The sequence below is a fragment of the Acinetobacter sp. A47 genome (assembly GCF_000805455.1).
Lineage (GTDB): Bacteria > Pseudomonadota > Gammaproteobacteria > Pseudomonadales > Moraxellaceae > Acinetobacter.
This window is the reverse complement of sequence record NZ_JSUS01000039.1, coordinates 1-11,762: the sequence shown is the minus strand read 5'-3', so window position 1 is coordinate 11,762 and position 11,762 is coordinate 1. Positions and strand designations below refer to the sequence as shown.

Sequence of the window (11,762 nt, the reverse complement as noted above, 5' to 3'; positions counted from 1 at the left end):
CAAATCCTAATTATAAATTAGTCGGTATTTTACGTGAAAAAGCGCTGCCTGTCTTATCTGAACATGTATCGGCACGGCTGGATGTGTCGTTTATGATTTGCAGTATTTTGTATGTGAAAACACCTGCTCAGGCAGTGATCAGGTAAGATAGCAGCAATGAAGCTATCATTATTGATATAAGTCTATGTATAAAAAAGACAAACAGGGAATGGTCTTTGTTCTGGTTGTTTTGACGGTGTTGCTGGCGGGCGCCGTTATCTTTAAATGGCTGGCAACAGCGCTCGCGGCAGCGCTCGGACTGACCGTTGTTATTGTGCACATTCTGTCTGAAATCCATCAGCGTTTGCTCCGGCTTGAAAGGGCAAGTTTGAACAGCTTGGCGCAGGCTACCGGGATCGGTGTCCAGAAAGTTGTGATTTATACCGCGGCATTGGTGGCCCTGTTTGCCTATGCCAATAGCTGGATGTGGCTGGCAGGTGGGGCATTACTGATCCTGATGTTATGTCTGATCCAGACCATCAGTGCATTTCAGACCCGTTTGTTATATCTGGAACAGGCGACGACCCAACAGTATCAGGTTCAGACAGAGCATGCCGCTCAATCCCGGCCAACACCGCCAGATCAGCAGCCTGAAAACATTCCCTCAGCAACTGCTGCTTCAACTTCTATCGATCCGGCGCAGCATCCGGCATGGATGCATCAAGCGACTGAAGCGGTTCAGACCTCATCTACACAGAGCACCACTACAGTTGCCCAAACAACTGCGCCAGAAACACCGAGTTGGTGGCAGCCTGCTCTGGACTGGATGATACACGGCAATCCGATTCTGCGTGTTGCCGTCACGGTACTCATGGTCGGGGTGGTTTTATTATTGCGGTTTGCCAGTGAACATTGGCAACTCAGTCTGGGGGTGAAACTGGGCTTTATTGCCAGTGCCGGTATCGCGACGACCGTGGCAGGGTACTGGCTGCAAAACAAAAATCAGCTCTTTGCTGTAGCACTGCAAGGCGTAGGGCTGGCAGTGGTCTTTTTGACGCTGGTGTTCTCTCATCATTTTGCCGTGATTGCCAGTTTAAGTACGGCCAGTATTTTATTTGTGTTTTTATTGGTGGCGACAGTTTACCTGAGCCTGAGGCAGCAGGCCCTGTATTTGGCCCTGTTGGCCTTGACCATGGCTTATCTGGCGCCACTGGTGATTCCGCAAAACCATCCTGATGTCATTTTCCTGTTTGGCTATTATTTTGTTATTAACCTGGCAGTGGCTGCGTTGAATTTTATTCAACCCTGGAAAATCCTGCACCAGATTGCCTTTTTTGCCACCATGTTTATTGGTGGTTCAAGCATCGGGGTGTATGCTAAGTCTACGCAGTTCGATGTTCTGGATGTGATCCTGTGGTTGCATATTGCTTTATTCATCTGGCTCAGTATCCGGTATAGCCAGTTAATGCTACGCGCTCAAAACCAGCAACAAACAGATCAGTCATCTGAGCGTTTACAGCCGATTCTGGATGTGGGCCTGATCTTTAGTGTCCCTGTACTGGGGTTTTCGCTACATGCCTATCTCATGCATAACTCGACGCCAGCATTGACGTGGGGAGCAGTTGCCCTTGCAGCGACTTACACAGGCTTAAATTTCTGGATTAAACGTCAGTACCCGCAACTTTCAATTTTAGCCAAGAGCTTTTTTATCCTTGCAGTGGTATTTGTTGCATTGATTTTTCCATTGGCCAAAGGTGCACACTGGACATCGACTGGCTGGGTAATTCAGGGAACCGCACTGATTGTCTGGGGTGTCACCGAGCGCTATCGTTTAAGCCGTTATACCGGGGTAGCACTGGTCTTGCTCAGTTCAGTGGCATTACTGTTTCAGGTCTGGTCAAATGATCACTTCCCGATTTTAAGTACTGCAATTTTTGCATTGGCGCAATTTATTTCAGCCTTTTACCTGTTGCATTATCAGGAAGTGGAAAAGTATTTCAGTGCGCGGATGCTCAGCGGAATATTTCTGGCACTTGGCCTCTATGCCGGTGCAATTGCGGGTACTGAGTGGATGCAATGGCAACAGCATGGGCTGAGTCCGTATCTCGCGGTCGCAGCTATCTTGCTAGGTTTGTTTAGTCTGGCCGTACAGCTTAAATCTCGATTGCAGTGGGGCAGTGTACAACTCATCTTGTTGACTTGCTTATTAGCATTGCTCTACGCGGAAAGTTTTGCTCAAAATGTGTATTCGGTTTGGCATTGGTCGAGTAGCTTAAACCAGGTCAGCTTTGCTGTAGCGTCGATTGCCATGACCTTGATCCTGATGTGCTTGAGTTCTCACACATCTAAAGCATCGCTCATGCTGTGGTCGGCTTTGCTCTGGCTTAGTCTTGCCAGTACTGGATTGGCTATTTTTCCAATCATGCCGCTTGTTGCACTTGCGATTGTCCCTGCGATTTATAGTCTTTGGCAATTTATATCGAAGAATACCCAATTGCTGCATCAGGTTCCGATTTGGTGCTTAACGCTGGTCTGGTTGGTATTGATCAGTCTGGATCCTTATTCTGCGCAGCAATATTATGTACTACCGCTATTTAACCTGACCGATATTCTGTCTGTATTGATGTTCTTTGGTCTGATCTGGATGATTTATCATCATGATTTTAGTGCTGAACGGTCGATAGAATGGGGCTTTAAAGTCACGACCATTCTGATTGGCTTGCTGGTCTTGAGCAGTGTACTGGTGCGTGCCATGCATCATTATCTGGGCACGCCATTCTGGGGACTGGCCATCTGGTCAAATGGTGATGTGCAACTGAGTTTGACACTGCTGTGGGTGATTCTGGCGTTTATTTTGATGACCTTTTCCAGCCGTCGTCATATCCGGCAAATCTGGTTTGTCGGTGCAGCCCTGTTGGCAATTGTGGTCGTGAAATTGCTGTTACTGGACCTGTCACAAAGTGGCACCTTAACCCGGGTAATTTCGTTTATTGGCTCGGGTGCGGTGATGCTGGTGATTGCCTATCTGGCACCCCTTCCTCCAGCCCGCGACCCGGCCAGAAAAGAGCGATAATTATCGCTCTTTTTCTTCTTTTCTTAATTCCTTCTGGTTGGCATATTGATCGATTTCATCATTTTCTAAAGGGAGAGGCCGATCAATCAGGCCCATTTTCGGTACCGGAATCTCGATCTGGTTATCTAGGAAGCCATTACGAATGCGTTCCTGCATTTCATCTCGCACTTTCAGGGAGTTTTCCTGACGGCACCAGATTGCAAACAGGAGTTCAATCGAAGATTCCCGAAATGCCGTGACCGTGACGGTTGCTTTGGGATCATCCATCACCAGAGGATGTTTGGCTGCGACGTCCAGAAGCACTTGCCGCACTTTAAGAATATCTTCGTGGAAGTTGATTGCCAGTGTAATCGGAATACGCCGGATCGGATACTTGGACAGGTTCATGACCGGCGTCCGGATTAGCTGTTCATTTGGCAGGCGAATATAGACATTGTCCAGCGTCAGCAGCTTAACCGAGAGTAGATCAATCGAAATCACTTCTCCTTCAATGGTTTGACCCCGAATCAGGGTGATTTGAATGGTATCGCCCACTTCAAAGGAGCCTTCGCCGATCAGGAACAGACCGCTAATCAGGTTGGTGGCCGAGGTCTGCGATGCAAAACCCAGTGCAACCGTTAATATCCCTGCTGCACCGAGGAAAACGCTTAGCTTGAACCCGGCTTCCCTTAAGCTGGTCATGATAAACAGCAGGAAGATGAAGTAAAAAATACCGCGACGCCATAATAAACGCTGGTGTGCGTTGAAACGGCTGCCGATGGTGCGAATAAAAGCATTGGAAACCAGCCGTGCCGTCAGGAAGCCAATAAAGCATAAAATAATTGCGACAATGATTTCGCTAAGCCGTTCAAAATTGATATTGGTAAAGACGTTGGTCAGGCTGCCAGCAACATCTTTTGGAATATTGGTATTCGGCATGGCACCCCCTTAAAAAAATGAATCAAACATATTAAATAACGTGCTGCCAGGGGCACGTGGGGGATGTACATAGACGACTTCACCGGCCTGGGCAGGGGTTTTGTTTTCGATCCGGATACGTGCCGGATGGTCAGTCCCTTCATAATAGACCTTGATTTGCGAGGTCCAGAGTCGTCCGGTACTTTCACTATAAAATAAAGGCAGGGCCGGCACAGGTACATTCATACGGTCAAAGCGCAATTGATGATGGCTGGTATTGTGAAACTCGATGGGGGTAACTGCGCGAAAAGCACGAGGCTTGAGCAGGTTCAGGTCGATACGGCCATCAACGGAGGTGGCATAACAGATTTCGCCATTCTGGGGATCTTTACCAAACCAGGTGTCCTTGGGTTGAATCACCGGAATATCAAATAAAGGTTCAGATAGCCCATCGACCATACCTGCAATCCATAGCGGGGTACTGATGTAGAGCATTCCGCGCTGGCCTGCCGGAATATAAATCGGGTCAACCGGCCGGATGACAACCGAACGGTCAGCCAGACGTGGCATTAAGTGGAAGCTACTCTGGGTCTTATGAAACATGTAGCGTTCAATTTTTGCCGGAGGCGGCATGGCAAACTCGGTATCATTCAAGACTCTCCACTGTTGCTCGTAATCGTGCTGAGACTGGGGGCGATGATATTCCAGACGCCACTCCTTGATGCCACGGGTAAGCCGAAAGAGCAATGAACCGAATTGCCAGGCTTTGGTCTGCTGAAGCTCGAATTGTTGTTCGCCCCACCACTTTAAGGTGTTGGAGGGTGGTGCTTCAAATTGATTATTTTGAGACAAGATGCAAAATTCCTTTGTGAGTATGCTAATCAGACTTCACGCTGTAATCTGCTTAGAGTACACTCAATACTTTCTCTTATCATTATTTGTGTGATGCAAATACTTAAACAAATACAAATTCCTTATAGTTTTGCGAAACGACATGGCGTTTTACTGCGTTATGAAGGTGATCAAATTTTTATAGTACGACGCAAGGACACTGCGCGTATTGCGTTGCAGGAAGCACGTCGGATTTTGGGGAAATCTGCGCATGATCAGTTATGCAGTGATCAGGAGTTTCATGCCTTACTCAGTTCGAGTTATGCCGGCGATACCGGGGAGTCGCAGCAGGTTGCAGCAGGACTGGAAGACCATCCGGATTTGCTGAGTCTGGCCGATCAGGTACCTGAAGCTGAGGACCTGATGGATCAGGAAGATGATGCCCCGATTGTCCGCCTGATTAATGCACTGTTATCAGAAGCAATTCGGGTGAGCGCCTCGGATATCCATATCGAAGCCTTTGAGAAAAAGCTCTCGGTACGTTTGCGTGTTGATGGACAGTTGCGCGAGATTGTACAGCCACGCCGTGAACTGGCACCACTTTTGGTATCCCGTATCAAGGTCATGGCAAAACTGGACATTGCTGAAAAACGTATTCCGCAAGATGGCCGTATCTCGTTACGCCTTGCCGGGCGTGAAGTGGATGTGCGTGTTTCAACCTTGCCATCATCACATGGTGAACGAGTGGTGATGCGTTTGCTGGACAAGCAGGCCGGTCGTCTGAACATGACCCATTTGGGTTTGATGAAAAATGACTATGAACGTCTAACCCAACTGGTACACCGTCCACACGGCATTATTCTGGTCACCGGGCCGACTGGTTCGGGTAAAACCACAACGTTATATGCGGCCTTATCTGACCTGAATGACAATACCCGCAATATCCTGACTGCTGAAGACCCGATTGAATATCAGCTGGAAGGAATTGGGCAGACGCAGGTCAATACCAAAGTGGACATGACCTTCGCGCGTGCCTTGAAGGCGATGTTGCGTCAGGATCCTGATGTGGTCATGGTCGGGGAGATCCGTGATCTGGAAACGGCAGAAATTGCCGTACAAGCATCTTTGACTGGTCACTTGGTACTCTCTACCCTGCATACCAATACTGCAATCGGGGCAGTAACACGGTTAAAAGATATGGGAATCGAGCCTTTTCTGTTGGCAAGTTCCTTAATCGGGGTGATTGCCCAGCGTCTGGTGCGCACCCTATGTCCGCACTGTGTGACATGGCGGCCGGCAGACGCTTTCGAGCGTCAGGTTTTTCAGCATCTTCAAGCAGATGAAGCCGTGCAGCTTCCAGAGCCACATGGCTGTGAAAAATGTTCCCATGTCGGCTTTAGCGGTCGAACGGCTATTTATGAAATCGTGCCGGTGGATGAATCGATGCGTCGTTTAATTCATGGCAATGCTGCCGAATTTGAACTGGAAAATCATGCACGCCGTCATGCGGCTTCCATCCGTGATGATGGTTTATTGAAAGTCTTGGCGGGTAAAACCACCCTGGAAGAAGTACTTCGTGTCACCAACGAAGCTGCGGAAGAATAAATCCAAGCGTTTCATCAAAAAAAACAGCAGGTCAATTCCATGCTGTTTTTTTATGGACGTGCAAATTATGCAGCAGTCACAATATTAAAATTCACATCAATATTGTTGCGGGTTGCATTTGAATAAGGACAAACGATATGTGCTGCCGCAACCAGTTGTTCTGCCTCTGCCTGATCCATACCGATCAGGTAGACATTTAAAGTCACTTCAATACCAAACCCGTTTGGAATCGGGCCAATACCGACTTCGCCTTCTACATAGGCATCCTTTGTGATATTGAATTTGTCGCGGTTCGCCACAAATTTCATGGCCCCCAGAAAACATGCAGAATAACCTGCAGCAAACAATTGTTCAGGATTGGTGACTGCACCGCCAGCGCCTCCCATTTCTTTCGGGACGCCGAGTTTTACATCTAACACACCGTCTGAAGAGGTTGCACGACCATCTCGGCCGCCTGTTGCCTTGGCTTTAGCACGATAAACCACTTGTTCTAATGACATGATAATTATCCCTGAATATTATTGACTGTCATTTGATCGTACTGCAACCAGATTAAAATACAAGTCAGCAAACGTTGTTGATCCTGCCATCTTTCGTAGCGGAATGTGTAGGGGAGAGCTGGCTTTTTTGCAGCCGCTTTTATATTTGATAGGTAAGGATATTTTAAGTGTTTACCACTTCATCTTTAAAAAATAAGCACTCATTAGTTAACTAATAAAGATTAGCTATTCTAGAAATTATGGTCTGTGAGCTGGCTTTATAGAGAGCCAAAAAAGCATAAGTCCCGAGACTTATGCCAATATTGCAAAATAATTGTGATGGGTTTTACCAGAGATCGGCAATTTTTTTCATAAGGCGGGCCCGATAACGCGCTGTCGGGTTGCCAAGATTATTTTGGGCTTCCAGTTCAAAATGCTGCTGCCAGGCTTTAATCATTTCCAGTGTGGTGCCTTTTTGCTTAATCACGGCAACATCTTCACGTTGAATATTATCCAGACGTTGTCTGGCACCTTCTGCACCGGTACCCCAGCCAATAATCCATTGACCAAATGCATTCAGGGATAAATTTTGCGGGGTGGCCAAGACCGTAGCTGAAGCTGCTGTCACCTCAGTTTCTGTATTAACTGTTGTAGCATGAAGTGATACAGTTGCTCCCAAAACACATATAGCAGCGATCAATCTAAACATGAATAAAGCTTAATAAAAATGAATGGATGATAGTACATCATACATGGCCCAAAAGCATTCAGCTTTGGAGCATGATGGAAAATAAAATGTATTAAATCATGAATCTAGAAAAGCGGCATTGATAAAAATTGACCAGTAGGTTCAGAAAAAACTTGCCTGCCGATATTTTATCCAATTATGACACTAAGCCGTTGTGTTGTTTTAATAGCGGACTAACTTGCGATGTTGCATCAGTGGCATGGATGCGCGCACAGCCTGTTGTTGTTCAAGATCGAATGTGCTGCTAATCAGGCCATGACCTTCAGTTTCAACCATTTGAAGAAGTTGGCCACGACTATCGGTAATTCCGGCATGACCCCAGGTCTGGCGTTTTTCTCCATGCCAGCCTTGCTGTGCAGCACCAAGCACATAACACTGGCTATCCATGGCGCGTGCCTGTAATAACAGTTGCCAGTGAAGTTGACCGGTTGTATGGGTAAAGGCCGCCGGAGCAGTCAAAATATGGGCACCTTGCTGACGTAAAGTTAAAGCCAGTTCCGGAAAGCGCAAGTCATAGCAGACCATCATGCCAATCTGGCCGAAAGGCGTTTTGGCAACGATGACCTGATCGCCAGGCTCAAAAAATCTGGATTCCTGATAACCGCCCACAGCATCACTGACCTGTACGTCAAACAGGTGAATCTTGTCATAACGTGCTTCGGTACCTTCGGGACTAATACATAAACTGACGGTACGTACCCGGCCATCCTGAATAATCGAGCCATCCGGACGGTAAGGGCATGGGAGCGTACCCGCAATGATCCAGATTTGATACCGGTGCGCCAGTTGTTCCAGTCGTTTTTGAAGGCTTTCGAACTGGGCTGCGGTTTCACGCTGTTTACCCGCAGCAAAACAGACAAAGTTTTCAGGAAAAACGATCAGTTCAGCTGCCTGGGCTTTACTCTGCTGGATCAATGATTCAATGACAACGAAGTTTGCTTCGATATCATCTTGGGAGTTCATTTGTGCAACAGAGAGTAAAGTCATAATAGGCGCCGCGATATCAGATTGAGAGATCAAGCGTTTTGTTTATGTGCATCGAGGTTGAGGCACTCTTGTTCTTTTTGCAATTGTTTAACCAGAGGTTCAAACATGTTCTGGTTATTTTCATTTAAACGCATCAGGGTTTTATGCGCATCAAGCACCGTATTGAGCATGGCACTGTGGGTGACATGTTCATCGGCAAGCTCCAGAGTACATACGCTCGGATCACCGCAGTAATTTAAAATCACAAAAACCTGACCTAGCCCCATACTGTTGGCCAAGGTGGTAATATCCGGATTTGTTGACAGCATGACTGCTTGGATCTGATGAACTTGCTTAAGCTTTAAACCCAGTTTTGCCAGAATACCTAAAACGGTACTGTCAATAAATGTGGTTTCGGTTAAGTCAACGATTGCACCAACAACATTTTGCTGTTGTTCAATTCGGTTGAGCAGTTTGTCTAGACTTATACAAGAGTGAGCACGCACTTCGCCAATAAGCTTGAAAATATGCGTTCCGTTCAAACTTGCATATTCAACATGACCTGTTGACATATAAATGCCATTTTCAGAGAAAGGATATAAAATTATCCCATAGTGATATTCCAGACACAAGTGGTCGGATGCTTTTGTTTAATTAAGTTTATGATATTTAAATTAATTCATTCGACATAGGCTCAGGATTGCAATGTCATCTGCTACATGATCCGGCGCTTTAAACGAGTCATTCTGCAGATGTTCCACCAGTTGGTTAAACTGATCGTTCAGGCCACCATCAAAGGGTTCGAGCGCTCCATCCGAGCAAACAATAAAGCGTGCGTGGCGACTTAATACACAACGGTGTTCTTCAACTTCAAGCTCTTCAGTAAGGCCTAAGGGAAAGCTGCTTGTGGTTAAAATCTGTGGAGGCTGATTGGGTTCAAAAATAATAGGAGGCGGGTAATGTCCTGCACTCGACCAGCGTACTTCATGGGTGGCAAGATTTAAAATACCCGCGACCATGGTAATGTGTTTTTCAATATTTTCCTGAACCAGCATGGCATTCAGCTTTTGAATCAGCTGTCCGGGTGTTTTAGAGCGGCCGTGAAAAGCAGCCATCCAGGAGGTTAATAGACTGCTGGTAACACCATGCCCTGAAACGTCGGCCAGATAAAATAAAACTTCTTCATCATTCAGGCGCCAATAATCATACCAGTCACCCGACAAATAGGCAGAGGGCTGGAAAAAAGACTCAAACTGATAGTTTGGAAGTTCGATCGGATTGGGCAACAAACGTTTTTGTAATTCAGCTGCAGAAGGCAGGTCACGGCTATCCTGATTACGTTTATATTGCGCATCAATCTTGAATAAGGAATGAATCGGATTCTTTGGTAAACTATCCCAGATCCAGCCTGCCAAGGCACCCTGTTCCCAAGCCTGGGCGAGGGCTGCTCCTTCATGTTCAAAGGCAAGCACTACGGTAGGCAGTTTCCATTGATATTTTAAAAAATCTTGTACATCGGCAATGGCAATGATGGTTTGATCATATAACTCCAGATCATCAACTTGAATGATCTGCAAACTGGGTAATTCAGTTAAAGCTTGATCTAGACAGGGTATGGAACGTTTGGGTTGAATGAAATACATAGATGAATAGCCAATCCTTTGTATGATCATTTTTTAATTCATCATAGATGAAAGATGACCTATAACATAGTATTGCCAGAGTTTAAATTCTCTGACAATACATAAGTTTGTAAAACATTATTTTAATGCGGTCACTTTTCATCAGAAGATGAGTCGTCAACATCATCTTCATCACCAACAAAAGAAACATCATCAGAATCGCCGCGTTTCTCAGCAATCTGGAAGGCTTTGCGCTGTAAATAAAAGTCACGGATCATTGAATATTTATCGCCTTTTAGACTTTCTTCAATATCCAGAATTTGCGAACGTGCATCAACGGCTTGCAACAGGTTGGTTGACCAATAAATACCTTCCTGATCATCCAGTAGATATTTCTGCGGGCGTCCAAAGCTATCTGCTGCCAGGCCAAAACCGTCACGGAATGTACTTGGTCCAAAGAAAGGTAACATCACATAAGGACCAGATGGGACACCATAATACCCTAAGGTTACCCCAAAGCTTTCCTCCTCGGTCGGAAGGCCTAAGCGGCGTGCCGGATCTGCAAAGCCTAAGGTTGTTAACGTATTTAAGGTAAAACGTCCTAAAGTCTTGGCAGCACGGGTAGGACGGCCTTGAATCAGCTGGTTAACTGCATTCCAGGGTTCACCCAGATTTTTACGGAACTGGCGATATGGACTACGCACGGGCTCAGGAATTTTAGCGACATATTGTACAGCTACGGGTTTTAACAGGTTGCGGTCCAGCATGTCATTAAATGCATAAATCTGTCGGTTCAATGGCTGCAATGGATCTTTAACCGTATCAGGCTGTGCTGCATTTGCATTTACTTTCAAATCATTCTTGGTGAGATGCTTTAAATCCTTGATTGCCTGTATGGTTGAAACTTTTTGTTCAGCTGCAACCGGTGAGGCTGTTGGCGCGGTTGGAGCTGTAACTTCATTTGGAGTCTCTTGAGCAACTACAGATGAACAGGCACCGGCAGTGAGCAACCCAAGCAAGATGAAATTGGAGTAACGCATATAAGTCCTTAATCGCTGTAAGAGCGAAATACAGTCATTAAAATGATTGCGTCACTTAACGCAAAACATCGATATCATGAATATAGTTTAATTGTTCTCATGGTATTAAAACAAATTCGTTCGATAAATATAACAAAAAATGTGATTTTGATCTAAAAATGTTCAGTTGAATAAAAAAACTGGAAAAGGGTGTTGCAACCGATCTGAAATGCTGTAGAATGCACATCCATCGGCGGTGATGCAGATAAAAACTTGTTGAGAAACAAGGATTTGGCTAAAATGGTTAGATTTTTGAGTGGTTGATAAGTTTGAATAAATATCTAGATTACCTGTTGACTTTTAAGAAATTGAGAGTAATATAGCCGACCTAGCTTGATGGTGACGAATCATCGAGAAGATCATTAAGAGAATAGAAGAACAACTTGTGTGGATTTTTACCGGTTGATCGATCGAATATATTTCATTGATTAATTGGTTTAAATTTCTCGAAGTTTATTTGAGCGAATATAAGTCAGTAATTGA

At 45.7% G+C, this 11,762-nt stretch carries 10 protein-coding genes; 2 read left to right on the top strand and 8 right to left on the bottom strand.

Annotation, left to right across the window (positions count from 1 at the left end):
- The first annotated feature begins 184 nt into the window (after window positions 1-184).
- The gene (locus OC23_RS09725; protein ID WP_038344451.1) at window positions 185-3,052 is read left to right on the top strand and encodes a DUF2339 domain-containing protein; all 2,868 of its coding nucleotides are present in this window, start codon (window positions 185-187) and stop codon (window positions 3,050-3,052) included.
- Here OC23_RS09725 and OC23_RS09720 read toward each other — a convergent pair whose 3' ends face one another.
- Window positions 3,053-3,970, bottom strand: a complete 918-nt coding sequence (locus OC23_RS09720; RefSeq protein ID WP_038344449.1) for a mechanosensitive ion channel family protein — start codon at window positions 3,968-3,970, stop codon at window positions 3,053-3,055. It lies immediately after the preceding gene.
- A gap of 9 nt (window positions 3,971-3,979) precedes the next feature.
- Entirely contained in the window at window positions 3,980-4,801 is an 822-nt protein-coding gene (locus OC23_RS09715; RefSeq protein ID WP_038344448.1) for a hypothetical protein, read from the bottom strand.
- A 93-nt stretch (window positions 4,802-4,894) separates the two neighbouring features.
- On the opposite strand from OC23_RS09715, the gene gspE reads away from it, so the two are divergent.
- Window positions 4,895-6,385 carry a type II secretion system ATPase GspE gene (gene gspE / locus OC23_RS09710; protein WP_038344447.1) on the top strand — a complete coding sequence of 497 codons (1,491 nt, stop codon included), beginning with the start codon at window positions 4,895-4,897 and terminating at the stop codon, window positions 6,383-6,385.
- Window positions 6,386-6,450: 65 nt separating this feature from the next.
- Here gspE and OC23_RS09705 read toward each other — a convergent pair whose 3' ends face one another.
- From OC23_RS09705 to OC23_RS09680, 6 genes are all read right to left on the bottom strand, one after another.
- Window positions 6,451-6,885, bottom strand: coding sequence for an organic hydroperoxide resistance protein (locus OC23_RS09705; protein WP_038344446.1), 435 nt, complete (start codon window positions 6,883-6,885; stop codon window positions 6,451-6,453).
- A 325-nt stretch (window positions 6,886-7,210) separates the two neighbouring features.
- Window positions 7,211-7,573 carry a DUF4951 domain-containing protein gene (locus OC23_RS09700; RefSeq protein WP_038344444.1) on the bottom strand — a complete coding sequence of 121 codons (363 nt, stop codon included), beginning with the start codon at window positions 7,571-7,573 and terminating at the stop codon, window positions 7,211-7,213.
- A gap of 201 nt (window positions 7,574-7,774) precedes the next feature.
- Window positions 7,775-8,599 carry a carbon-nitrogen hydrolase family protein gene (locus OC23_RS09695; RefSeq protein ID WP_038344443.1) on the bottom strand — a complete coding sequence of 275 codons (825 nt, stop codon included), beginning with the start codon at window positions 8,597-8,599 and terminating at the stop codon, window positions 7,775-7,777.
- Between the two features lie 29 nt (window positions 8,600-8,628).
- Window positions 8,629-9,150: an anti-anti-sigma factor GigB gene (gene gigB / locus OC23_RS09690; protein ID WP_038344442.1), complete on the bottom strand. Its 522-nt coding sequence runs from the start codon at window positions 9,148-9,150 to the stop codon at window positions 8,629-8,631.
- Window positions 9,151-9,252: 102 nt separating this feature from the next.
- Window positions 9,253-10,221: an RsbU family protein phosphatase GigA gene (gene gigA / locus OC23_RS09685; protein ID WP_038344440.1), complete on the bottom strand. Its 969-nt coding sequence runs from the start codon at window positions 10,219-10,221 to the stop codon at window positions 9,253-9,255.
- Between the two features lie 131 nt (window positions 10,222-10,352).
- The gene (locus tag OC23_RS09680; RefSeq protein WP_038344438.1) at window positions 10,353-11,240 is read right to left on the bottom strand and encodes a VacJ family lipoprotein; all 888 of its coding nucleotides are present in this window, start codon (window positions 11,238-11,240) and stop codon (window positions 10,353-10,355) included.
- Window positions 11,241-11,762 lie beyond the last annotated feature (522 nt).

Coding starts and splice junctions, on each gene's coding strand:
- gigA (WP_038344440.1), bottom strand. CDS start 10,221: ATGTATTTCATTCAACCCAAACGTTCCATACCCTGTCTAGATCAAGCT.
- OC23_RS09700 (WP_038344444.1), bottom strand. CDS start 7,573: ATGTTTAGATTGATCGCTGCTATATGTGTTTTGGGAGCAACTGTATCA.
- OC23_RS09720 (WP_038344449.1), bottom strand. CDS start 3,970: ATGCCGAATACCAATATTCCAAAAGATGTTGCTGGCAGCCTGACCAAC.
- OC23_RS09725 (WP_038344451.1), top strand. CDS start 185: ATGTATAAAAAAGACAAACAGGGAATGGTCTTTGTTCTGGTTGTTTTG.
- gspE (WP_038344447.1), top strand. CDS start 4,895: ATGCAAATACTTAAACAAATACAAATTCCTTATAGTTTTGCGAAACGA.
- OC23_RS09695 (WP_038344443.1), bottom strand. CDS start 8,599: ATGACTTTACTCTCTGTTGCACAAATGAACTCCCAAGATGATATCGAA.
- OC23_RS09705 (WP_038344446.1), bottom strand. CDS start 6,885: ATGTCATTAGAACAAGTGGTTTATCGTGCTAAAGCCAAGGCAACAGGC.
- gigB (WP_038344442.1), bottom strand. CDS start 9,150: ATGTCAACAGGTCATGTTGAATATGCAAGTTTGAACGGAACGCATATT.
- OC23_RS09680 (WP_038344438.1), bottom strand. CDS start 11,240: ATGCGTTACTCCAATTTCATCTTGCTTGGGTTGCTCACTGCCGGTGCC.